The organism is Aliiglaciecola aliphaticivorans (assembly GCF_054782055.1).
Genome location: NZ_BAAGTF010000024.1, coordinates 65248 through 88881 on the forward strand (window position 1 = coordinate 65248; position 23634 = coordinate 88881).

Annotated in this window: 20 protein-coding genes; 15 read left to right on the forward strand and 5 right to left on the reverse strand. The window is 43.6% G+C overall.

Going from position 1 to position 23634, the window contains the following annotated elements; translation table 11 throughout:
* Positions 1–80 precede the first annotated feature (80 nt).
* Together ACYVIL_RS13570 and cyaY are read right to left on the reverse strand one after the other, a co-directional pair.
* Positions 81–752 carry an alpha/beta hydrolase gene (locus ACYVIL_RS13570; protein WP_460312799.1) on the reverse strand — a complete coding sequence of 224 codons (672 nt, stop codon included), beginning with the start codon at positions 750–752 and terminating at the stop codon, positions 81–83.
* 24 nt (positions 753–776) lie between these two features.
* Positions 777–1091, reverse strand: coding sequence for an iron donor protein CyaY (gene cyaY, locus ACYVIL_RS13575; RefSeq protein ID WP_303473242.1), 315 nt, complete (start codon positions 1089–1091; stop codon positions 777–779).
* A gap of 80 nt (positions 1092–1171) precedes the next feature.
* Between cyaY and gmk the strand changes: the two genes are divergently transcribed.
* The 6 genes from gmk (at position 1172) to ACYVIL_RS13605 (ending at position 6434) form a co-directional block, all read left to right on the forward strand.
* Positions 1172–1816, forward strand: a complete 645-nt coding sequence (gmk, locus tag ACYVIL_RS13580; RefSeq protein ID WP_460312800.1) for a guanylate kinase — start codon at positions 1172–1174, stop codon at positions 1814–1816.
* Between the two features lie 106 nt (positions 1817–1922).
* The gene (gene rpoZ / locus ACYVIL_RS13585) at positions 1923–2192 is read left to right on the forward strand and encodes a DNA-directed RNA polymerase subunit omega (protein WP_303473246.1); all 270 of its coding nucleotides are present in this window, start codon (positions 1923–1925) and stop codon (positions 2190–2192) included.
* A gap of 108 nt (positions 2193–2300) precedes the next feature.
* Complete coding sequence (spoT, locus tag ACYVIL_RS13590; protein WP_460312801.1) at positions 2301–4418, forward strand: bifunctional GTP diphosphokinase/guanosine-3',5'-bis pyrophosphate 3'-pyrophosphohydrolase; 2118 nt, start codon at positions 2301–2303, stop codon at positions 4416–4418.
* Between the two features lie 11 nt (positions 4419–4429).
* On the forward strand, positions 4430–4816 hold the full coding sequence (locus ACYVIL_RS13595) for a RidA family protein (protein ID WP_303473250.1): 387 nt from the start codon (positions 4430–4432) through the stop codon (positions 4814–4816).
* A gap of 47 nt (positions 4817–4863) precedes the next feature.
* A complete protein-coding gene (trmH, locus tag ACYVIL_RS13600; RefSeq protein ID WP_460312874.1) occupies positions 4864–5553 on the forward strand; it encodes a tRNA (guanosine(18)-2'-O)-methyltransferase TrmH in 690 nt (229 codons plus the stop codon).
* 251 nt (positions 5554–5804) lie between these two features.
* On the forward strand, positions 5805–6434 hold the full coding sequence (locus ACYVIL_RS13605) for a peroxiredoxin-like family protein (RefSeq protein ID WP_303473252.1): 630 nt from the start codon (positions 5805–5807) through the stop codon (positions 6432–6434).
* Between the two features lie 71 nt (positions 6435–6505).
* Here ACYVIL_RS13605 and ACYVIL_RS13610 read toward each other — a convergent pair whose 3' ends face one another.
* Entirely contained in the window at positions 6506–7828 is a 1323-nt protein-coding gene (locus ACYVIL_RS13610) for a mechanosensitive ion channel family protein (RefSeq protein WP_460312802.1), read from the reverse strand.
* Positions 7829–8391: 563 nt separating this feature from the next.
* Here ACYVIL_RS13610 and recG point away from each other — a divergent pair.
* From recG to ACYVIL_RS13650, 8 genes are all read left to right on the forward strand, one after another.
* Positions 8392–10467: an ATP-dependent DNA helicase RecG gene (gene recG, locus ACYVIL_RS13615; RefSeq protein WP_460312803.1), complete on the forward strand. Its 2076-nt coding sequence runs from the start codon at positions 8392–8394 to the stop codon at positions 10465–10467.
* Positions 10460–11224 (forward strand): class I SAM-dependent methyltransferase, encoded by a 765-nt coding sequence (locus ACYVIL_RS13620; protein ID WP_303473258.1) that lies wholly within the window; start codon positions 10460–10462, stop codon positions 11222–11224. Before recG ends, ACYVIL_RS13620 begins: the two co-directional genes overlap by 8 nt.
* Before the next feature lie 18 nt (positions 11225–11242).
* On the forward strand, positions 11243–11716 hold the full coding sequence (locus ACYVIL_RS13625; protein WP_303473260.1) for a peroxiredoxin: 474 nt from the start codon (positions 11243–11245) through the stop codon (positions 11714–11716).
* A 387-nt stretch (positions 11717–12103) separates the two neighbouring features.
* Complete coding sequence (locus ACYVIL_RS13630; protein WP_303473262.1) at positions 12104–12667, forward strand: RNA polymerase sigma factor; 564 nt, start codon at positions 12104–12106, stop codon at positions 12665–12667.
* Positions 12667–13656: a FecR family protein gene (locus ACYVIL_RS13635; protein WP_303473263.1), complete on the forward strand. Its 990-nt coding sequence runs from the start codon at positions 12667–12669 to the stop codon at positions 13654–13656. The genes ACYVIL_RS13630 and ACYVIL_RS13635 overlap by 1 nt, the downstream gene beginning before the upstream one ends.
* Before the next feature lie 66 nt (positions 13657–13722).
* Complete coding sequence (locus ACYVIL_RS13640) at positions 13723–16845, forward strand: TonB-dependent receptor (protein WP_460312804.1); 3123 nt, start codon at positions 13723–13725, stop codon at positions 16843–16845.
* 78 nt (positions 16846–16923) lie between these two features.
* On the forward strand, positions 16924–18072 hold the full coding sequence (locus ACYVIL_RS13645) for a M14 family metallopeptidase (protein WP_460312805.1): 1149 nt from the start codon (positions 16924–16926) through the stop codon (positions 18070–18072).
* A 709-nt stretch (positions 18073–18781) separates the two neighbouring features.
* Positions 18782–19963 carry a BaiN/RdsA family NAD(P)/FAD-dependent oxidoreductase gene (locus ACYVIL_RS13650; RefSeq protein ID WP_460312806.1) on the forward strand — a complete coding sequence of 394 codons (1182 nt, stop codon included), beginning with the start codon at positions 18782–18784 and terminating at the stop codon, positions 19961–19963.
* Between the two features lie 124 nt (positions 19964–20087).
* On the opposite strand, the gene ACYVIL_RS13655 is transcribed toward ACYVIL_RS13650, so the two are convergent.
* Positions 20088–21824 (reverse strand): EAL domain-containing response regulator, encoded by a 1737-nt coding sequence (locus tag ACYVIL_RS13655; protein ID WP_460312807.1) that lies wholly within the window; start codon positions 21822–21824, stop codon positions 20088–20090.
* Between the two features lie 22 nt (positions 21825–21846).
* The gene (locus ACYVIL_RS13660; protein ID WP_460312808.1) at positions 21847–22878 is read right to left on the reverse strand and encodes a putative porin; all 1032 of its coding nucleotides are present in this window, start codon (positions 22876–22878) and stop codon (positions 21847–21849) included.
* A 190-nt stretch (positions 22879–23068) separates the two neighbouring features.
* Here ACYVIL_RS13660 and ACYVIL_RS13665 point away from each other — a divergent pair, with 190 nt between their 5' ends.
* Complete coding sequence (locus ACYVIL_RS13665; RefSeq protein WP_460312809.1) at positions 23069–23632, forward strand: response regulator; 564 nt, start codon at positions 23069–23071, stop codon at positions 23630–23632.
* The last annotated feature ends 2 nt before the right edge of the window (positions 23633–23634 follow it).

Here is a 23634-nt window from a genome sequence, read left to right on the forward strand (position 1 = left end):
TTTAAATCATCGTCCTTTTTAACATATAGCGCGATAATTCATCGCTGACAAGTGTAAGTTATGCTGGCAGCAGCTTGGCTTTACCCCAAACGTTGCTGCAACCACTCTGAAACGTCTTTAATTTCCTGTGGGCAAACATTGTGCTGCATTGGGTATTCTTTCCATTTTACCGGATAACCCAGATCTTCTAGTACTTTGAAGGCGGCATGGCCTAAAAACATCGGAACCACTTCATCTTGCTGTCCATGGGCACACAGTACAGCTGTGTCTCTATTGGCCTCATGAACTTGCTCAGCAAACTTGTCTGGTTCAGACATATAGGTTGAAAGAGCCATAATACCTGCCAGCTTTTCTGGATAACGGGTGCCTAAGTGAAGGGCGATTACCCCGCCTTGTGAAAAGCCTGCCAATACTATCCGATTCGCGGGTATGCCCTTGGCTTTCTCCGCGTCAATCAGTTTTGCTACTTTGGAGGCTGAGTCTAATACTCCTTCCACATCGGCACGATTATTAAAATCCATGGTTTTGATGTCGTACCAAGCTCGCATTGGCATGCCATTATTTATGGTTACCGGTCTCACAGGTGCGTGGGGGAAAACAAAACGAACCGCCATACTTTCAGGTAATTTCAGCTCAGGTACTATGGGGGCGAAGCCATTACCTGAATCCCCTAAACCATGCATCCAAATAACAACTGCGTCGTGTGGCTTCTTTGGATTCACTTCTACGTAGGGCAATATCTGCTCATTCATGTAGCTACTTCCTTTGTTCTTCTTTTAGGATAATTTTACGTTTTGTTCTGCTTGTTTGCTGGCTGCTTCATCAATAAATGACCAAAACTCAACACCAGTGCGCTCATCAATCCACAGGCCATCTTCATAATTAAAATGATGACCATTAAATTTGGTTGCCACCCAAAGTTGGTGCAAAGGTGCTTGTTTGTTTAAAATTATCTTGGTTTTATTTAAAAACTCGAGGGTTAATATGCCTTCTGCCGATTCATAATCGATATCCACTTCGCACGCGTCTAGCGCTTCTTCCAGTTGGATAAACATGTCATCTACAAGTTGGTGATACTGGCTGTCATTCATTTTGTGATTCGCTAGTTAGGTAATAAGTCAGAATATGTTAACATTGCAGAAATTTCGCGACAGTTATTTTATAAAAATTTATGGCAAAAGCACCCGGTAACTTATTTATTTTGGCCGCTCCTTCAGGAGCAGGTAAATCTAGTCTCATAAATGCGCTAATCGAAAGGCACAGTGAGTCGACCATGCACAGTAACAAAATGCAGGTTTCTGTTTCTCATACCACTCGAAGCCCTAGGCCCGGAGAGGTGGATGGTCAGCATTATCATTTTGTAAGCAGAGAGGAATTCGAAAAAAACATTGAGCAACAAGTGTTTTTCGAATGGGCAGAGGTATTTGGAAACTACTATGGAACCTCTCGCGTGGTGATAGAAGAAACACTCAAGCAGGGCACTGATATTTTCTTAGATATTGACTGGCAAGGGGCGCGCCAGGTTAAAGCGCAAATTCCTGACACTGCGACCATTTTTGTCGCTCCGCCTTCACGGGATGAACTCTTTCGACGGTTAACCCAACGCAATCAAGACTCAGAAGAAGTGATTCAACAACGAATGAAAGAAGCTGAGTCAGAAATTTCCCACTACCATGAATTTGACTTTATCGTGGTGAATGATGATTTTGAGTCCGCTTTGAAGGAGCTAGATTCGATAGTAAGTGCTCGCAGACTTAGAAAAGAGAAGCAGATCGTCCGTCATGCTAGCTTATTTGCCAATTTATTGGGAAAATAAACTAGCTAATGATCGTGAAAGATCTTTCTTTTAGGTCGATAAAAACGTAAACTACTCGACCTTTTTTTGAACACCTTTAGACATATCGACCACCTCGGAGAAATATATGGCTCGTGTAACAGTAGAAGATGCCGTAGATAAAATTGGCAATCGTTTTGATTTAGTATTGGTTGCTGCTAAGCGCGCACGTCAGATTGCTATTGAAGGCAAAGAACCCCATGTACCTATGGGAAATGACAAACCTACAGTAGTCTCTCTTCGTGAAATTGAAGAAGGTTTTGTTGATGCATCAACCATTGCTGCTGAAGCAATTCGTGACCAGCAAGAGCACGATGAAGCAGAGTTTTCGTCAGTTGCGAACATCCTGTCTGAGTAAAATTGAGTCAATCCTGAACTCATCTGAGTTCAGGGTGAACTTATTGGCTGACAATCTTACAAATTCCTCGTATTCTTAACTACCAAGTTAACTAAAAGCATGTGTTAAGTGTATTTATTCGAAGGCCTGAAAAACAAACTAAGTGATTATCTACCTCTAAGCACCGTTGAGGGGATTGAGGCTGCCTTTGTTTTGGCTAAAGATGCACATGAAGGACAAATGCGCTCCAGTGGCGATCCTTACATTACTCACCCCGTCGCGGTAGCCGGGATTCTCGCCGATATGCACCTTGATGAAGAAACCATCAAATCTGCATTGCTACATGATGTGATTGAAGACACCCATTACTCCAAAGAAAATTTAGTCGAAGCATTTGGTGAAACGGTGGGAGATTTAGTTGAAGGTGTTTCTAAACTGGATAAAATTCAGTTTAGTACCAAGCAAGAAGCCCAAGCCGAAAATTTCCGTAAAATGATGATGGCCATGGTGCAGGATATTCGAGTTATCCTGATTAAACTTGCTGACCGAACCCATAATATGCGTACTTTAGGCTCATTGCGACCGGACAAGCGTCGCAGAATAGCCAGAGAAACCCTCGAAATTTATGCTCCCATTGCCCATCGTCTCGGTATCCACGATATTAAAAATGAATTAGAAGACTTAGGTTTTCAAGCAATGTACCCCATGCGTCACCGGGCCCTATCGGCAGCGGTGAAGCAAGCTCGTGGTAATCGCAAAGAGATCATTGAAAATACCCGCAATGAAGTTGAAACCCGTTTACAAGCCCATGGCCTTGAAGCGCAAGTGGTTGGTCGCGAAAAACATTTGTATTCCATCTATCGGAAAATGAAGAATAAAGAGTTGTTGTTCAATGAAGTCATGGATATTTATGCGTTTCGGGTAATCGTTAGTTCAGTAGACAATTGCTACCGAGGTTTGGGGGCAATGCACGGTTTATACAAACCCATTGAAGGGCGGTTCAAAGACTATGTTGCTATTCCCCGTACCAACGGTTATCAGTCATTACACACTTCTTTAATCGGACCGCACGGGATCCCTGTGGAAATTCAAATCCGTACTAATGAAATGGATCAAATGGCAGACAAAGGTGTGGCAGCCCATTGGATCTACAAAGATGATGGTGAAACACAGCAGGGAACAACGGCTCAGGTCCGCGCGCGTAAATGGATGCAATCTTTACTAGAATTGCAGCAAAGCGCTAGTTCATCATTCGAATTCATTGAAAACGTTAAAACCGATCTGTTTCCGGATGAAATTTATGTATTTACCCCAGACGGTCGTATTATCGAATTGCCTATGGGGGCCACTCCCGTCGATTTTGCCTACGCTGTGCATACAGACGTGGGCAATTCCTGTGTGGGAGTGAGAGTGGAGCGACGTAACTACTCACTGAATAAACCCTTGCAAAATGGTCAGTTAGTGGAAATTATTACTTCACCAAGGGCAAAACCTAATGCCAACTGGCTGAATTTCGTGGTTAGCGCCCGAGCGCGTTCCAATATACGTCATTATCTTAAGCGTCAGCAGTCAGAAGAAGCCATTAGCATGGGGAATCGTTTACTACGACATGCTTTAGGGGCAAGAAGGCTAGACGATATACCTCAAGAAGATAGAGATCGGGTAGTGGCCGAAACCAAGCACAATTCCTTTGATGAATTACTATCAGAAATAGGTTTAGGGAATGAGCTTAGTGCAATAGTCGCTCGACGCCTGTTAGGTGAAACAGAAGTGTTACCGGAAAAAGGTCGTAATGTTGCTATTCGTGGGACAGAAGGTTTATTAGTCACCTATCCTAAGTGTTGCTACCCAATTCCCGATGATGAAATTATTGCCATTCTTAGCCCGGGGCGAGGCATGGTTATCCATCAAGTGGGCTGCAGCAATATTCGCAAGTTAAGTAAAGAAGAACCGCAACGTGTGTTACCCATGCAATGGGACAGCGAAGCGCAAGGTGAATTTAAAGCCTCAGTGAGAATTGAGCTTATTAATCATCAAGGCACGTTAGCAACCTTAACCAATGCCGTTGCATCTTGTGATTCCAATATTATTGGTTTGCAAACAGAAGAAAAAGAAAGCAATGTTTATTACATTGATATTGAATTAACCACCAAAAATCGCGTACATCTGGCCAAAGTCATGCGCAAAATTCGCTCCATGCCGGAAGTACAAAAAGTCTCTCGTCATAGTAAAATTCGACACAACTAAGGTAAAAAATTATGTCAAAGTCCGTAATTCACACTGACCGGGCCCCGCAAGCTATTGGTACTTACAGTCAAGCGGTAAAATCAGGAACAACCGTGTATCTATCGGGTCAAATTCCATTGGTTCCAGAAACTATGGAAATGGTTTCAGAAGATTTTAAAGCTCAGGCAATTCAGGTGTTTGAGAATGTTACAGCAGTCTGCGAAGCCGCTGGTGGCACCACTAACGATCTGGTAAAAGTGAACATCTTTTTGACGGATTTATCTACTTTCGCCACAGTTAACGAAGTGATGAGCCAATACTTCAAGAAACCTTATCCAGCACGCGCAGCAATTGGTGTGAAAGAGTTACCAAAAGGTTCACAAATCGAAATTGACGGCGTAATGGAATTGCCTGAGTGATAGTGCTTTAGAAAGCTCAGCTTTCAAATTGAGGTTTTTAAGTGTCAGTGTCACCAGAACGTTATCAAAAAATTCGGGATGTTTTATCTAAGCGACAAACAAATTTAACCGTTTGTTTGGAGCAAGTGCATAAGCCCCACAATGTGTCTGCTGTGGTAAGAAGTTGCGATGCCGTTGGTATCCATAAAGTCCACGCGGTATGGGATGATGAAACCAAAGAATTACGCGGTGGCACCGCCATGGGCAGCCAAAATTGGGTGTACATGGAAACCCATCAAAGTATTGGCGAGGCGGTGAGTCATTTAAAAGAACAACAAATGCAGGTATTGGTCACCCATTTGTCTGATGAGGCAGTGGATTTTCGAGACGTCGATTATACTAAGCCAACAGCGATAATTTTAGGCCAAGAAAAGCATGGGGCAACCCAACAAGCCATCGAATTAGCCGATCAAGAAATTGTGATCCCCATGGTAGGTATGGTGCAATCGTTAAACGTTAGTGTGGCTGCAGCCCTTGTATTATATGAAGCTCAGCGGCAACGACAAATAGCAGGAATGTACGATACACAGCACCTTGAAGAGTCAGATTGTCAAAAAATGCTATTCGAACGAGGTTATCCCGAGTTCAGAAGACTTTGTGATGAAAAGAATCTGCCATATCCTCATATCGATGAACAAGGAAGCATAGTTGCCGCCGACGATTGGTGGCAAGCCCTCCAATTCAAAACCGCCACATAAATTCGAACCCAACCACCTGTAGTCGGCGGCTTCAGCCCCGAGAAGGCCCCATGGCCTAATCCCCATGCTACAAAGCCCCTGTAGTCGGTGGCTTCAGCCCCGAGAAGGCCCCGAGAAAGCCCCATGGCCTAAAGACCATCCTACAAAGCCCCTGTAGTCGGCGGCTTTAGCCCCGAGAAACAACTTTTCCCATGTTCCAAATGCCGTGCTACATTGTTATCTTTATCATCCACCTTATAAGGAACACTTGTATGCGATCCCTTCAAATTGTTGGTGTTTTTCTAACCCTGTTTTCGGCACAGCTATTTGCGTTAGATCGCTCGGTCATTGCTGAATCACCAGAAGATGTTACCCCTTTATTGAATGGGCAAACTATTCCCAGTGCGACACTGCGGACTGCAACCGGAGCACCGGTGAGCTTGCAGGCAATGGTTATGCAAAAACCAACGATAATTTTATTTTACCGCGGTGGCTGGTGCCCTTATTGCAGCCGTCAATTGGCAGAATTAAAAGATATTGAGCAGCCGCTAATTGATTTAGGCTATCAAATATTAGCTATATCTCCAGAGTCGCCAGCCCGATTACAAGAGCAAAAGTTGGAAACCGAATTTGCGGTGCAATTACTATCAGATGAGAGTTTGCAAGCCATTAAAGGTTTTGGCATTGGCTTTTACGTCCCCATGGAAACAAAAGCGAATTATAAAGCTAAGAAAAACATAGAATTAACCGCAGAAGCTGGCAGTGACCGCGCAGTATTGCCAGCCCCTTCGGTATTTATTACTGATAAATCAGGCTTAATTAAATTTAACTACGTTAATCCGAATTTTAAAGTAAGACCTTCAGCTGAGCTTCTTCTACAAGCAGCCAAATTGAGTTTGTAAAGACTTACTATCGGATTTTTCGCAATAAAATAAAGAGTCGAAATCAAATACTCGATTTCGACTCTGGATAACTAACTTGGGTTTTGACCTTTCAGTAGCTCTTCATTCAGAACCCGAACTTCTCGTTGAGGGAAGGGAATTTCGATACCGTTTTCTCTGAGTGTTTCAAATATAATTAACATTAAATCACCGCCAACACGGTTTTTACCATCATCAATGCCTTCCATCCAAAACTCCACAAACATATTCACCCCTGAGTCGCCGAAGCTGTCGATTTCGCAATCTGGTCGTTCCTCAAACGGCACATCTGAACCACTTATAACCGATGGGTGTTCAGCAACCGCAACTTTTATAAATTCCACCATTGAACGTATGTCTGTGGCATAAGGCACTGAAAAATCAACTCGGTAACGCTGTTTAGGATCTTTATGGGTCCAGTTAACAATTAAATTAGATATGAACTTTTCGTTAGGTACGAGTATGTCTTTACCATCGTATGTTTCTAACACCGTATAACGCATTCTAAATTCTCGCACAAATCCTTTGCTGCCATCGTCCATTTCTACAAAATCGCCAACGGTTAAAGAGCGATCTAATAAGATAATAATACCCGATATAAAGTTCGAGGCGATGGATTGCAAACCCAACCCAAGCCCTACACCCACAGCGCCACCGAATACGGCAAGTGCAGTTAGGTTGATGCCCATTACATTCAAGAGTAATAACGCAATAATACAAAAAACAGCCACTTCAAAGAGCTTAGAAAACACTTCTCTGGTTCGAATATCGATGGATTCTTGTTTGCGAATGATATCTTTACCAAAGCTATTAGAAGCGCGACCTAGCCAAAAAAGCACTGAGCCGAAAATAAGCACTCTTACGACACCGTAAGCGGTAATATTGACGTTACCTAAATTAAGGGAAATATCTTCAAGGGACGAAATAACCACATCAAGCATACCAAACAAATGCAGTAGCAATATGGGTAAACCCACCCATTTGAAAAGTTTCGCCGCAACGGTATTGACTACAAACACACGAATCATCGAATAGTAAAAAAGTAGCACAGCTATGGTTAATGCGGTGTCTAAAAGCCAGGTAGAAAAACCGCCGCTTTCTCCGCTCTCTATTATGATTTTTAAGGTCACAAGGGCAATTAACGGATAAACCAAATATCCTACCCGATAGGCAAGTTTGCGCATGGGGTGAGCACTTACATCGGGTTCGTGATGGGTGAGGCCAACAGTGTTACGAATTTTAAGGGCTAGCCAAAATGCCAACACATAAACCGTGATTACGACAGCTATCTGAGCATAGGTGTTTGGGGTCGTTAATGCACTAAGAATGATGAGCCACAACTGCTCAACATGGGAGGAAATGGTTTCTAAGTTCATATCAATTCACATTTTCTAATTTCTAAACTCACTATGCAGCAATACAGCCTATTCGTATAGCTGATTTAGAATTTTAGCAAAAATTATAATGCTTGCTTTTATCGGTAGAAAACGCCTGTAGTCGGCGGCTTCAGCCCCGAGAGAGCCCATGGCCTAAAGACCATGCTACAAATGGCCTGTAGTCGGCGGCTTCAGCCCCGAGGATGTGTTGTGTCACTTCATGCAATTCCATGAAATCCCCGATGGCCTAAACCCCATGTTACAAAACGCCTGTAGTCGGCGGCTTTAGCCCCGAGGGTGTGTTGTGTCACCTCATGCCGTTCCATGAAATCCCCGATGGCCTAACCCCCCATGGCCTAACCCCCCCACGGCCTAAAGACCATGCTACAAAAGGCCTGTAGTCGGTGGCTTCAGCCCCGAGAAAAAAACCATGGCCTAAAGACCATGCTACGGGTTTTCGCTGGCTTTTAGGGTGGTTTTATTATTTTCCCTTTAAGATAGTTGTATTCTGCTGAACGTAAGGCAAAATAACAGATTGTTAGGTTCTGAATAAAAAGGCTCAGATGCAATCTCTGGCAATAACAAAATTAACCGAATTAAAAGGTGTTGGTAGCAAAGTAGCTGAAAAGCTAGAAAAAATTGGGTTAGTTACCATTCAGGACATGTTGTTCCATTTACCCCATCGTTACGAAGATCGTACTCGCATTTATCCCATTGGTGATTTGCAGCCGTTTTTACACACCAGTATTGAAGCTCAGGTAATGTCTTGTGACGTGCAATTTGGCCGAAAACGCATGTTAGTGGTTCGCGTCAGCGATAATACTGGCACTCTCACTTTACGTTTTTTCCATTTTTCGGCAGCGCAAAAAAATAGCCTGGAAAAAGGCACTACCATTCGCGCGTTTGGCGAAGTGCGAGCGGGAAAATTTGGCCTTGAGATGATGCATCCAGAATATCGGGTAAAACGGGAAGATTCCGTAAATGAGTTAGAAGAGTCTCTCACTCCAGTGTATCCCACCACTGAAGGTGTAAAACAAATCACATTGCGTAATCTGAGTGAGCAAGCCTTAGCTAAATTAAAACAAGGTGGCTTGGCGGAACTGCTCCCTGATAATCTTTATGGATCCCAAGTTAGCCTAGCTGATGCTCTGAGCTTAGTTCATCGACCGCCGCCAGATGTTGCCTTGAGCTTATTAGAGGAAGGTAAACATCCAGCTCAACAACGCTTGATTATAGAAGAGTTACTCGCTCACCATTTAAGTGTGTTAAAGGTTCGACAGCAAAGTAAGCGCCAACAAACTTTTCCAATCCCGGTATCTAAAGGGTTAATCAAACAATTTTTGGCCTGCTTGCCCTTTTCACCTACCAATGCGCAATCTCGCGTGGTGGCCGAAATTCAGCATGACATGCAACAAGACTCCCCAATGATGCGCTTAGTACAAGGAGATGTAGGTTCAGGTAAAACCCTAGTAGCGGCATTGACCGCGTTGTCGGCTATCGGAGCTGGTTTTCAAGTGGTAATGATGGCGCCCACCGAACTGCTTGCTGAGCAACATGCTAATAATTTTAATGGCTGGCTGTCACCTTTAAACATAAAAATTGGGTGGTTGGCTGGAAAATTAAAGGGCAAAGCCAGAGAAACCGTTTTAAATGAATTGAAATCTGGCCAGATTGATATGTTAGTGGGCACTCACGCGGTGTTTCAAGAGGCGGTGGAATACCATAAGTTGGCTTTAGTTATCGTTGACGAACAGCATAGATTCGGCGTGCACCAACGTTTAGCGTTAAGGGAAAAAGGCGAGCAGCAGGGGGCATTTCCTCATCAATTGATTATGACTGCAACGCCCATTCCTCGTACCTTAGCAATGACCGCTTACGCAGACCTTGATACATCGATAATCGATGAGTTACCACCAGGTCGTACACCCATTACCACTGTGGTATTGCCCGATACACGTAGAGGGGAAGTGATTGAAAGAGTGCGTAATGCGGCTATTAATCAAAAGCGTCAGACCTACTGGGTGTGTACCCTAATTGATGAGTCAGAAGTGTTGCAATGCCAAGCCGCAGAAGACACCGCCATTGCGCTGAACACCGCATTACCGGAGCTAAAGGTGGGGCTAGTGCATGGTCGCTTGAAGTCTCAGGAAAAACAACAGATTATGGAACAATTTAAGCTCGGTGAACTAGACTTATTAGTTGCGACTACCGTTATTGAAGTGGGTGTGGATGTGCCGAATGCGAGCTTGATGATCATTGAAAATCCAGAGCGCCTTGGCTTGGCACAATTACATCAATTGCGCGGACGGGTGGGACGAGGCTCAGTAGAGAGTCACTGTGTTTTAATGTACCAAAGCCCACTGTCTAAAACCGCCAGTAAACGCCTGCGTGTTCTGCGCGAGTCTCACGATGGTTTTTATATCGCTCAGCAAGATCTTGAAATTCGTGGGCCGGGTGAGCTTTTAGGAACCAAACAAACTGGATTAGCCGACCTGCGAATAGCCGACTTGATTCGAGATGCCGAACTCATACCAGAAGTACAAAGCATCGCAGCCCACATGTGGGAACATTATCCGTCAAAATCTCAAGCCATCATTAACCGTTGGTTAGGACATAAAGAGCGATATGGCCATGCTTAAGCTACTATTAACTGAACCGGAAAATCCATTATTACAGGAGCACGCCCTTGCTTGGCAAACACAATGGGGAATGGAAGTTGATAATCAACAAAGTAAAGGCTTAGCGTTAGTGTTAGATGAGCACCATTTAGCCCTTAAACAATTGGATGAACCCAAGCTTGGCGCTGTATTCGTCGATTTTGCGTCAGACGTTTTAACATTTCGACGACAGCAAACCAGTGTGCGTAAAGAGTCGATTGCCAAGGCGGTGGGCATTAAAGGTAATGTTTTTCCGCGCGTATTAGACGCTACAGCAGGGTTAGGGCGAGATGCGTTTATACTCGCAAGTTTTGGATGTCATGTTGATATGATTGAACGATCAACCGACGTGGCTGCTTTACTCAGTGATGGGTTACGACGTGCTAAAACCAATCCTCTACTACAAGATTGGCTACCTCAGCGAATGGCACTTTTTCATGATTCGGCCGTCAACCTTTTAGCCAATTGGCAAGAAATACCGCCCGATGTGGTGTATTTAGACCCTATGTTTCCCCACCGCAAGAAATCTGCGTTAGTGAAAAAGGAAATGCGTTTGTTTCAAACTTTGTTGGGAGCGGACGAAGATGCAGATGATTTATTAGGGCCAGCTTTAGAGTTGGCAAAACAGAGAGTTGTAGTAAAGAGGCCTGAATCAGCTCCTTTTTTACAAAAAAAAGAACCAAATATGTCTATTAAAGGTAAAAAGCTTCGCTTTGATGTTTATTTTACCCAAATTTAAAATTAATTGGAGATCGTTATGATTAGTACTGGAAGCAAGTTACCAGAAGCAGAAACCACCGCAAAAATTGATGGCAAAATGAAAACATTTACAACCAGTGATCTTTTTGAAGATAAAAAGGTGGTGATGTTTGCCGTACCCGGCGCCTTTACTCCAACGTGCTCACAAGCTCATTTGCCGGGTTACGTAGCTTTGAGCGATAAATTCAAGGCTAAAGGAGTCGATACAATCATTTGTTTATCGGTAAACGATGCCTTTGTCATGGATGCCTGGGGAAAACAACAAAATGCCGATGAAATCCTAATGTTAGCTGATGGCGACGGTAATTTTACCAGCGCAATTGGTATGAATATCGACACAGGGACATTCGGTGGCGTACGATCGTGCCGGTACAGTATGTTAGTGGAAAATGGCGTGGTTAAAATTTTCAACAAAGAAGAACCCGGCACCTTTGAAGTAAGTGACGCCGAAACCATGTTAAACGCAATGTAGTCGGTGGCTTTAGCCCCGAGGAATGCCCCGAGGAATGCCCGAGAGGCCCATGGCCTTACATCCATGGCCAAATCCTCATGGCCTAAAGACCATGCTACAGGACATTCCACCTGTAGTCGGGTGCTTTAGCCCCGAAAAATGCCCCGAGGAATGCCCGAGAGAGCCCATGGCCAAATCCCCATGGCCTAAAGACCATGCTACAGGACATTCCACCTGTAGTCGGTGGCTTTAGCCCCGAGGAATGCCCGAGAGGCCCATGGCCTAGCACTCATGGCCTAAAGACCATGCTACGGGTTAAACCCATATTGATTAATTTCAAATAAAATGGAGGGATTTTTACGCTACTGCGTATTAATAATAATCTTGGGATGAAAAAGAATAAATAGTGTGAAAGTTGTTTATATAAATACACAGTCTGCAATAGCTCAGTCAGCTAAAGATAATGACGTATTGTATGAGCTGACCTATGAACATGAAGCGGCACTTCGACGCTTTATTCGTATTCGCGCAAGAGCGAATTCTTCGGAAACAGAAGATATTCTTCAAGAAATGTACACTAAGCTATTTTCACTCGATGGACTTGCAGCTAAAACAGAAGAGCGGCAAGACACCTTTCGCAGTTTTCTTTTCAAAGTGGTCACTAACCTAATTATAGATAGGGAAAGGCGCGCTAAAGTACGAGCCCAAGAAGAGCACGAATCCTTTTCTGATACCCATTACTCTTCAAAGGCAAATGAACCAGAAGAACAAGCAAATATTGCAGAAAAGTTATCTGACATTGAGAAAGTACTAAACAACATAAATCCGGTGCATAAAACTGCATTTGTACTTTGTCGTGTCGAAGGAAAAGCTTACCGAGAAATAAGCGATATATTGGGGGTTTCTGTCAGCACGGTTGAAAAATACATATCTGCTGCTCTCACCGCTATTCGAAATAAGGTACAAAATTAATGACTACTGCTTTAAGTCATCAAAAGGCAATCAATAAGCAAGCGAGTGAATTCGTAGTTCGTCTGTATTCGGGGGAATTAACCGCCAAGGAAGAAGAACGAATTATCTGTTGGTGTGAGGAAAACGAATTCCATCAGCAGGCTTTTGATCAAGCTTTGTCACTGTGGGATATGTCTGCAGAGTTGTCACCCCATGTGGGCTGGCGACAAAAATTAGAAAAGCGTTTCTATCACCTGCGCTACTTAGCGGCATCTATTCTTGTCTTTATGTTTAGTTTTATGCTGTTTTTCAACACCACCAGCATAGACACTTCTGTGCAACCCCAACTGCCAAGCACTTATCGCACGGCTATTGGTGAGATCAGTAGTGTGGGATTGCCCGATGGCTCGACAATTAGTTTAAACACCAACACTCAAATTAATGTTGAATTTAACGACAATTACCGAGAACTTTGGTTGCAAACAGGGGAAGCTTTTTTCGATATTGCCAAAGATCCTTCTCGCCCGTTTCTCATTCATACCGGCACTAAAACAGTGCGCGTGGTAGGTACCAAGTTCAACATTAAGCTATCTCAATCGGGTTTTGATATTGCCGTTGCAGAAGGCATTGTGGCCGTTGAAGAAAGTGCTAAGAGCGGCTCCAATCAGCAAGTCGAAAAAAGCGAAGGGGTATTTTTAGAAGCTGGAGCAATTGCGTCCTTTAATAATTCCAATGCCATCATCGCCAAGAAAAACGAGGTGACAGTAGAGAAGGCGCAGAGTTGGCGTACTGGCTATTTGCGCTTTGATGATGAACGGTTGGAAAAGGTTATCGCTAGCTTTAATCGATACAGAACTAAGAAAATAGAGATAGACGATAAGTTGGCACATTTGCGCATTAGTGGCGTGTTTAAGTTGTCAGATGGCGATGCCATTTTAACCGCACTCGAGGCAACACTGCCCATAGAAGCGCAAATTGACACTGACCGTATTATTTTATTGAAAAAATAACGGAGGGTTTTGTTTTTGCCTGCGTATTAACTTTATGAGCACACACTAAAAATCAAAGGAGCAGCCATGAAGTTGCCAAAAACAACAATAAGTACAATAGCTTTATGCGTCGCACTGTCATTTAATGGTAGTGTAAACGCTCAACAGGTCGATAATTTATCGATTCAATCTACCACCCTTGATAATGCACTGTTGTCACTAGCACAGCATAGCGAAATTCAGATTCTTTTTTCAGATGAGCGAATCAAAGAGCAGCTTGCACCTAAGCTCGAAGGCAGCATGGATGTGCAACAAGCCCTTGCTACTTTGTTAGAGGGAACAGGTTTTACTTTTAAACAAACCTCGCAAAGAACCTATATTATTACGCCCATTCAAAGCCCCACAAATAATCAGCAAGACGATAGCCCATCGCCAATTGTTACTAACGAGACTGCGAGTGAATCTAGCGTTGAAAGAATTCAAGTGACTGGCTCCAACATCAGAGGTATGGAAGACACAGGGGCACTGCCGGTAACCACCATGTCTGCGGAAGACATTGATGGCTTGGGTATAAGTAGTGGTGCTGAAATATTAGCTGAGCTACCTCAGCAAGGTGCGGTGAACTTTACCAGCGAGCGCGTCGTAGGCGGTGTAAATGATGCTCGTGGTGATGTTTCGTCAGTAAATTTACGTGGAATAGGTACCGGCTATACACTTACATTGTTAAACGGGCGTCGTTTAGTGCTGCACCCAGGAACACAAGCAGAAAATTTAGTTCCTGTGACTACAGTTAACTCGAATACTCTACCGGTTAAAGGCATTAAACGCGTAGAGGTTTTGCGCGACGGTGCGGCTGCAATTTACGGCACCGATGCCATTTCTGGTGTGGTGAACTATGTATTGGATGACAATTACACTGGCGGTGAAATTCAAGCTCAGTATGGAAACAGTCAGGGGACGAGCCGAGACCAAGTTAATCTATCTGGTGCAGGTGGTTGGCTGTTCAATGATGATAAGACTCATCTAACCATCAGTGGTGGCTATTATCATCGTGATATGGTGATGGCGAGCGAAAGAGACTATGCAGCAAGTTCAGATTTACGTGAATTCAGTGAAGTTCCTAGCGAGTTCATTGGAGATACTCAGTTAGACAACCGCTCTACGGTTACCCCTTGGGGCGAGTTTTCTTCAGACAGCCTAGGTACGTTTCACTTAGAACCGAGCGCTTATGATGATTGTAGCGCAGTGGTCAACGATGAGGTTTGCGCGTCATCAGGTTCCACACCGCGCGACCTCAGGTTCGATTCAAATTCCCAGCGCAGCCTTAGTTCTGAAGTCGACAGATTAAACTTTTACACTCTAGTGAATCATCAAGTAAACGACCAAGTGGAAGTTTATGGAGAGGCGCTGTATTACTCTGCAACAGCAAAGCGCTTACGTGAACAGTCGGGTAACCTCACTGCACAACGTTTTACTATCTCAGCAGATGCTTTTTACAATCCGTTTGATGAAGAGGTGACCTTACGGAGATATCGTCCCATTGATACTGGCCCGCGTAATATAGAGGTGGATGATTATAGTTATCGTTTATTAGTGGGGAGTCGTGGTTATTTCGGCGATTGGGATTATGATACTGGGGTACTTTATTCAAAAGCCAATACCTTAGATAAAGCCAATCGTATAAACACTACTTTGTTCCAGCAAGCCATCAATAGTACTGATGAAAGTACTGCCTACAACGTGTTTAGCGGCGCAAGTGTTACCAATCCCAATACTGTTGATGATACGCCAGTTTCGCAAAGTGTTATCGATAGTTTTACGGTCAATGTTGAACGTGAATCAGAGACCGAATTGGCCTCAATTGATGCAAAAATTTCTCGTCCCGACTTGTTTTCTCTGCCTGCAGGAGATGTGGGGTTCGCTGCTGGAATCGAATTTCGATATGAAAGCTTTTTCGATAAACGTTCTGATGATTTAAACGGTACCTTATATTTTAGCGATTTGGTGGGAGGTACGTCGTCCGAAATTGCCAGCCAAATTTTAGGCAGTAGCCCAACACCCGATGCCAGTGGTAGTCGTAACGTATCATCAGCTTTTGCTGAATTGGCTATCCCCTTAATCGCCGACAAACCTTTAATTGAAAGCTTAAATATGCAATTGGCTGGGCGCTATGAGAATTTCTCTGATGTGGGCAGTGTGTTTAAACCTAAAGTTGCTTTAGCCTGGACAGTGAATGACAAAGCTTTGGTTCGCGGTGCCTATTCTGGAGGGTTCAAAGCCCCTGGTTTGCCGCAGACCACGGCAGTAAATGTGGCCCGTTCAAATACCCGCACAGATCCTGTCACTCAAACGAGTCGAGGAACTTTAGAGCTACGTAACGGTAGCGATACCCTAAGCCCGGAAGAAAGTGAAAACTACTCATTTGGGGTTGTGTTGACGCCAACCAAAGAACTTACCTTGACGGTTGACTGGTGGCGCATCAAACAAGAGAACACCGTGGGTATTTTAGATAGTCGTATTCAAATTCTTTATGATGCACTACTGCGCAGCCAAGGTAGTCAAAATGAAAATGTTGTGCGCGACGAAAACGACGAAATTTTGTATGTCCGAAATGACTACACTAACTTATTGCCCCGAGAAATTTCCGGTATAGATTATAGCGCAACCTATCGTTTAGAAACGGACCTTGGTAAATTCACAATTAAGTTGAATGCAGCTAATTTGCGAAAATTCACCCAAGGAACAGATGCAATTACGGATCTCGTTGTGGCAGCTCAAGAAGCCGGTAACGAAGCGTTGTTGTATGAAGGAGAGCAGGTATCATTGTTTGGTAGCGACGGTGATCTTATCCGCCAAAACGAACGTCCAGAATGGCGAACAAATTTGTCGTTAACCTACTCTAAAGATGAATGGCGAGCTGGACTTAAATACCGCTATGTTAGTGATGTAGAGGATACTAGTTTAACCTACACAAATGATGCGGGTGATTTAGTTACTTATGTGGTGGATGATTGGTCTACGGTTGATGCTTACCTGAGCTATCGCTTTAGCGAAGATGCGCTGTTTACTGGTAAGACTAAAGTAACTGTGGGAATGCGCAATATTACCAATGAAGCTCCTCCATTTGCAGACAATACCTTTGGGTATAGTAGCAACTTGCATTCTTCGTTGGGGCGTTACTCTTACATCACCCTAAATCACAAATTTTAACCTATAAACTAAATTTCTATCTCGTTGATTTAGTTAGTATCGCCCACATTCGGTGGGCGATGTTTCCATGGAGGTATCATGATCCGTTTTTTATTGATAGCACTTGCATTTACGGCACCCGTTGCCTTTGGTTGTGAGTTTGAAGGTGTGAGCTTTTCTGCCAAATTTGAGGCAGGTAATTTAGATAATTGTGAACTTAACAAAAATGGCGAATACGTGTTGACGTTCTTGCCTGAAGACAAACCAATTAATCCCAGCCCTTGGTATTATTTTAGTGTGAAATCACCGGTAGCCAAAACCATAAAGGTCTTGCTGACTTTTGATGGCTTTGCACCCAGATACTTACCCAAAGTGAGTGATGACCAAATGTCTTGGCAACCCATTGCATTTGATACAAATGCAAAGGCTATGTCGTTGTCCTTAGATATCAGCAGCAAGGCGTTATACGTAGCAGCCCAGCGACCAGTACTAAATTCTGATTATACTAATTGGTTAGATAGCGCAGCACAAACGTATTCCTTTGAGCCTTTTGTTATTGGTAAATCAACCGCAGGTCGCCCTTTGTCGGCGTTCACTCTAAAGAAACCTGAGAATAAAGAGTGGGTGATCTTTGTCGGTCGACAACATCCTCCAGAAGTGACAGGGGCGGTTGCCATGTTTGCCTTTTTAGATGAGTTTCTTGCTTACACCGCATCCAACCGTGATTTTTTATCGCGATTTAATGTATTAGTTGTGCCCAACATCAATCCAGATGGCGTTGCAGAGGGGCATTGGCGACATAGTTTAGGCCACAAAGATTTAAATCGAGACTGGAATGTATTTTCTCAACCAGAAACCAAAGCGGTGAAAGAGTATTTGGACTCCATTACTGACAATGGTGGAAAAATTGTCATGGGAATGGACTTCCATTCAACCCATAACAACGTTTTTTACACCATTCCACAGGATGAAAATATTGCGCCAACAGAAATGGTGGTGAATTGGTTGTCGAGTTTACAAGAGCAGACGGCGGGCGTATTTAAGGTGTTTGACAAACCTGGGACATCGCCAGGCAAAGGTGTGTTTAAGCAATTTTTTGCCGATGTCTACCAGGTTCACGGTGTCACTTACGAAGTGGGCGACAACGAACCCGACGAAAAGACCCGTTATGTAGCCAAACATGCCGCAAAAACCTTAATTGAGACACTCAACGCAACCCCACCCGAGGCGTTTTACATTAAAAAATAACCACGAAGTGCTGTAGCCGGCGGCTTCAGCCCCGAGAGAGGCCATGGCCTAAAGACCATGCTACAGGGCGTCCGACCTGTAGTCGGCGGCTTCAGCCCCGAAAAATGGCCATGGCCTAAAGACCATGCTACAGGGCATTCCATCTGTAGTCGGTGGCTTTAGCCCCGAGAAATGTCCATGGCCTAAAGACCATGCTACAGGGCGTCCCACCTCTAGTCGGTGGCTTTAGCCCCGATAAATGCCCATGGCCTAAAGACCATGCTACAGGGCATTCCATCTGTAGTCGGTGGCTTTAGCCCCGAGGATGTGTTGTGTCACTTCATGCCGTTCCATGAAATCCCCGATGGCCTAAAGACCATGCTACAGGACATTCCACCTGTAGTCGGCGGCTTCAGCCCCGAGAAATGTCCATGGTCTACAGCCATGGCCTAAAGACCATGCTACAGGGCATCCCACCTGTAGTCGGTGGCTTCAGCCCCGAGAGACCCCACGGCCTAATCCCCATGGCCTAAAGACCATGCTACAGGACGCTCCACCTGTAGCCGGCGGCTTTAGCCCCGAGAGAGCCTATGGCCTAAAGACCAGGCTACAAATTTGAATGGGATAAATCCCGTGCTACACCTTCGGGGAAACGATATAATGCTTCCCTACAATTGAGGTGGACTTTTCTGACAGCTCAAATTTCAACCTAGATAAACACGAGAAACTATTGAAACAATTTGACGTTATTGTCATCGGCGCGGGTGCTGCCGGTTTATTTTGTGCAGCTGAGGCGGCTAAGCGTGGTCGGAAGGTACAGGTACTGGATCACGCTAAACGTATTGGTGGCAAAATATTGATGTCAGGGGGTGGGCGTTGTAACTTCACGAACATGTATGCCAGCCCCGAAAACTTTCTCTCCGACAATCCTCATTACTGCAAATCGGCTTTGAGTCGCTACACTCAGTGGGACTTCATAGGCTTGGTCGCAGAGTACGGCATTGCCTATCACGAGAAAACACTCGGTCAGTTATTCTGTGATGAATCGGCTAAAGATATCCTCAATATGCTGTTGCAAGAATGCGATAAGGCAGGGGCGGGTGTCACCAATCAATGTGAAATTATCGAGGTGGATAAAACCTCTGATGGCTTCACCTTGCAAACCAACAAAGGTGAATACCGCTGTGAATCGCTGGTGGTTGCTACCGGTGGGTTATCCATGCCCAAATTAGGCGCATCGCCGTTTGGTTTTAAAATTGCTGAGCAGTTTGGTTTAACCGTTAAACCAACCCGAGCAGGACTGGTTCCTTTCACATTGCACGAACAAGACAAAAGCGTTTTAGCCGAACTTAGTGGCATTTCCTTAGATGCGCGAGCGAGCTGCAACAATACCAGTTTTAATGAAAATATCCTGTTTACCCACAGAGGACTAAGCGGCCCAGCCGTTTTGCAAATTTCATCTTTTTGGTATCCAGGCCAAGCGGTTGAGTTCGACCTGTTTCCAAACGGTGATTTACTCAATGAATTACAGCAAAGCCAACAGCAATCCCCAGACAGCTTGTTAGCTACCGCCTTATCCAAACATTTTCCCAAGCGATATGTTCAAACGGCATTGCCTTACTTAGGGCTAGAGAACAAACCCCTTAAACAATTTCAAGGTAAGCAGTTAGAACAGGTGGCCAATGCCTTTCATCAATGGCAATTAAAACCTAACGGCACTGAAGGATATCGAACCGCTGAGGTAACGTTAGGAGGAGTGGATACAAACCAGCTTTCGTCGAAAACCATGATGGCAAACAACCTCGATGGCCTATTTTTTATTGGCGAAGTGGTGGATGTTACTGGTTGGCTAGGTGGCTACAACTTCCAGTGGGCGTGGAGCAGTGCTTGGGTTGCCGGGCAAAATGTGTAACCCACATAGCTCTTAACGCGTTTAACATTCTCAACGCTAATTTGTTTTTACGCTTAATGGATGTGCCAAAAGTGTAAAAATCTTCATAATCCCCCAGGCATTTAAGGTTTCGGCTAAAGACCGCTTAAACCTTAAATGGCTGGTTAATCAGTGTTTTTTCAAATTCTGGTTTTTCTAAAGGTTTGCTGTATACATATCCTTGAATATAGTCACAGCCGAACTCTCTTAATATTTTAACTTGGCGCTGGTCTTCAACCCCTTCGGCTACCACGTCTATTTGCATCTTTTGGCATAATTGAATGACACTTCGGATCATCTCGCTCACATCGGTATTAACCCCTAAGTCATCAATTAAAATCTTATCTAGTTTTAATACGTCAACGGGTAATTTGGTTAGGTAGGCAAAGGAGGTATAGCCCGAGCCAAAGTCGTCTATTGCAATGCTTACGCCTAGCCTTTTTAACTTCCAAAGTATCTCGCTGGTTTGGGCGAGATCTTCGATTATACAGCCTTCGGTAATTTCAAGTTCAAGACTGGCGGGGGCTAATCCGGTTTTATCTAGCAAATAAGCTAACTCATCGACGATTTTATTGTTCTTCAGTTGACGGGGTGAAACGTTAATTGCGAGTTTCAAATTATTGCCATACTGTTTTTGCAAACCAATGAGCTGATCAATGCTCTTATTTAACAGCCAGCTGCCTATTTTCTCTATTTGTCCATCCAGTTCACTTAGGGTGATAAACTCTATGGGCGATACCCAACCTAAAGTGTTATGTTGCCAGCGCATTAACACCTCTGCTGTTTCTACAATGCCATCAGATAATCTTACTTTAGGCTGAAAATACAAACTGAATTGGTCGCTGTTAATGGCTTGCTGAATGCTATTTTGAATGGTTCTTTTGCGCTTCTTTTTAGCGACATAAGAGGCATCTAACTTTACAACGCAGGGTTTTTGGCCATTTAGTTTACTCTCATGAAAATCTTGTTCCGGCAAATTTCTGATGGAGTGTAATAATTGTTGTGTATCCATCCCTGAGAAAGGCGCAAGTGCATAAGATAAATTGCACTGTAATTTGGGAATATTGGCATCATTCTGTGAGCAAGCCGATAAGGCACCGCTTAATAAGGTTAATTTAGTATGTAATTCCTCGTCGCATTCATTCTCGGGAATAATAATCAACACCTGATCCACTTCAACTTCAAAGACTTCGCAACTTAGGGGTAAACACGCACGGATGTTCTTAACCACAGACTCAAGGCCTAAAAGTTCTTCGTCTTCCTTTTTTGCCCAATACTGATCGTGCAATGAAATATCAGAAATCATCACAGACGCTAGCGCAAACTTAGCATCTTGTTGGAGTAAAAATCTAATGGTGCTATCAAGCTTCACACGATCAGGTTTCACGTAACGGGCGTTTAACTTATTTTTCGAACTCTGCAAAAGGCGTTGCTCATATTCTCTAAAGCCTTGGTCAATTTCTGCTATTAACTTCTGATTGTTCCAGGGTTTCGTTAGAAATTTATAAGCCGCGCCAGAGTTCATCACATCTACTGCTGCATCAAAATCTGCATACCCGGTAAGAATCATGGAAATGATATTGGGATAACATTGTTTAATGTTTTTAACTAAGGTTCCGCCGTCAATATCGGGCATACGAAAATCAGACAAAACAACTTGAAATTCATGTTGCCTTAGCAACTCTAAACCTTTTTCTGCACTATCGGCTGTGAATACTTGATACTTAGTGCGCCTAAAAGTCCGTGTAATCGCTTTTAAGTTACTTTCTTCATCATCAATAACTAACAGGTTGCAAAGTTCCGTAGGTGTTTCTGATAGATATTTTTGTACGGCGTTAGACATAATCGTAAGTCCTAAATAACAGTTAAAATGTATATTTTGTTTCTAATCTGAATCGCACACTTTGCTCGGCATCGCCAAGTAAACGCTGCGTTCGAGATAAGCGACCACCTACCCATAAGTTTTTATTCATCTTATGACGTATACGCAAATCCCACCCTTTAAAGTTGCTTGTGGCAAAACGGCTCGACGCATTTTGAGCAAACTCAGTGACTACGGAGAACCTTTCAACGTGTAAATATCTCAGTTGGGTTAAAAAATTTCCGTCTTTTTTCAAGCTGCCATGTTTTAACTCAAAGGCATAGCTTGTTTTTTGATCTGAGAACGCTTCACCCACCTCAGTCGGTGCGCCTTTAATTGATTTGCCAATATCTGCACCTAGTTGCCACTGACCGCGTTTTAGTTGCATGGATAAACGTACAAATTGATTATCATATTGGGTGTCTTTTTTAGCGTAGAGAGCATCAGATTCACCTTGATAATCCACAAGCCAAGGAGACAGCGTTAACTTGCCCCATTTGCTGGCGATTTCATGTTGAAATTGAAAAATCGACATATGGCCCACTGTGCCATTGGCCCCGTCGAGGGGCTTAAAGGTAGTAAATTTGAATGCCTGTCCTGCTCCAAGAGCATAGTCAACATGCACGCCAATTGGATTTAAGTGCCTGTCCCAAAACAGGTCGGTGACTTGTGCGGTTTTCCACGGGATCTTGCCCGCAATCAGGTTAAGATTGTCGAATTTTGCCTGAATAAAAAACCGAGTTAAATAAACGTCTTTGTCGCCAGCAGGCTGATCAGTGATTTGATATAAGGTGTTCGCTGGAACGTTTTGTTTGTTCTTTAACCCTGTGCGCGCTTGTGCCGTAAATGACCAGGTATCGTTAAATTGACTGGTGATCCCTAACGCTGCAATCATTCTCACTCTTTTGCGCGGAGCCAGATTAATTTGATCCGTTTCATTTTCGTATCTAAGTAATACGCTGGCATCAAATTCTGTTGCCTGAACACTTTGCAATGTCAGTACACAGGCAGCCATTAATACATACAGTTTCTTCATTCTTACCATCACCTAATAAAGCCAAACGCCGCTGTTTTTAATGAGCTGTTTGCGTAAAGCAGAAAAACGTTGTTCGTTTCGATTGTGCAAATGTAGCAAATGTCACAAATGTCGTGTATTATACTTTAGTCATGTATGACTCATTTGTCTTATGTGATATAAATACCAAACTAATTCAGGGAATATGATTATGGCTAAAGTGAAATCTCTTACTACTGGTGACATTGCAGAATATTGCGATGTCAATTTACGCACAGTAATACGGTGGATTGATAAGGGAAGTTTGAAAGGTTACAAGCTACCAGGAAGGGGCAACAATCGAGTCACTGTGGATAATTTTGTGCTTTTTTTAAAGCAAAACAATATGCCTGTGCCAGCAGAACTATTGCCTAAAAGCAAAACGGTTCTAATTGTTGATGATGATAAAGACATGGGAAATGCGATCAAACGTGTTCTCAAAAAGGACGGGTTTGAGTGTGATACTGCCACCAACGGCTTTTTAGCAGGAAGTAAGCTGATGCAACACAAGCCCTGCATCATGACCTTAGATTTAACAATGCCTGGCCTAAATGGTTTCGAACTTTTGAAGCATTTACGAGCAGACGAACAATTTCAAGATTTAAAAATATTGGTTATTTCAGCGTTGGATCAGGAAAGCTTAGATGAAGCACTTGCTTTAGGTGCCAATGCCGCACTTTCTAAGCCTTTTGAAAAAGACAAATTATTAAGTTTAGTTAATGAAATGACCCAGTAACA

Excerpts from the sequence above, each read along its gene's own strand:
- ACYVIL_RS13570 (WP_460312799.1), bottom strand. The coding sequence starts at position 752 with ATGAATGAGCAGATATTGCCCTACGTAGAAGTGAATCCAAAGAAGCCA.
- cyaY (WP_303473242.1), bottom strand. The coding sequence starts at position 1,091 with ATGAATGACAGCCAGTATCACCAACTTGTAGATGACATGTTTATCCAA.
- gmk (WP_460312800.1), top strand. The coding sequence starts at position 1,172 with ATGGCAAAAGCACCCGGTAACTTATTTATTTTGGCCGCTCCTTCAGGA.
- rpoZ (WP_303473246.1), top strand. The coding sequence starts at position 1,923 with ATGGCTCGTGTAACAGTAGAAGATGCCGTAGATAAAATTGGCAATCGT.
- ACYVIL_RS13595 (WP_303473250.1), top strand. The coding sequence starts at position 4,430 with ATGTCAAAGTCCGTAATTCACACTGACCGGGCCCCGCAAGCTATTGGT.
- ACYVIL_RS13605 (WP_303473252.1), top strand. The coding sequence starts at position 5,805 with ATGCGATCCCTTCAAATTGTTGGTGTTTTTCTAACCCTGTTTTCGGCA.
- ACYVIL_RS13610 (WP_460312802.1), bottom strand. The coding sequence starts at position 7,828 with ATGAACTTAGAAACCATTTCCTCCCATGTTGAGCAGTTGTGGCTCATC.
- recG (WP_460312803.1), top strand. The coding sequence starts at position 8,392 with ATGCAATCTCTGGCAATAACAAAATTAACCGAATTAAAAGGTGTTGGT.
- ACYVIL_RS13620 (WP_303473258.1), top strand. The coding sequence starts at position 10,460 with ATGCTTAAGCTACTATTAACTGAACCGGAAAATCCATTATTACAGGAG.
- ACYVIL_RS13625 (WP_303473260.1), top strand. The coding sequence starts at position 11,243 with ATGATTAGTACTGGAAGCAAGTTACCAGAAGCAGAAACCACCGCAAAA.
- ACYVIL_RS13635 (WP_303473263.1), top strand. The coding sequence starts at position 12,667 with ATGACTACTGCTTTAAGTCATCAAAAGGCAATCAATAAGCAAGCGAGT.
- ACYVIL_RS13640 (WP_460312804.1), top strand. The coding sequence starts at position 13,723 with ATGAAGTTGCCAAAAACAACAATAAGTACAATAGCTTTATGCGTCGCA.
- ACYVIL_RS13645 (WP_460312805.1), top strand. The coding sequence starts at position 16,924 with ATGATCCGTTTTTTATTGATAGCACTTGCATTTACGGCACCCGTTGCC.
- ACYVIL_RS13655 (WP_460312807.1), bottom strand. The coding sequence starts at position 21,824 with ATGTCTAACGCCGTACAAAAATATCTATCAGAAACACCTACGGAACTT.
- ACYVIL_RS13660 (WP_460312808.1), bottom strand. The coding sequence starts at position 22,878 with ATGAAGAAACTGTATGTATTAATGGCTGCCTGTGTACTGACATTGCAA.
- ACYVIL_RS13665 (WP_460312809.1), top strand. The coding sequence starts at position 23,069 with ATGGCTAAAGTGAAATCTCTTACTACTGGTGACATTGCAGAATATTGC.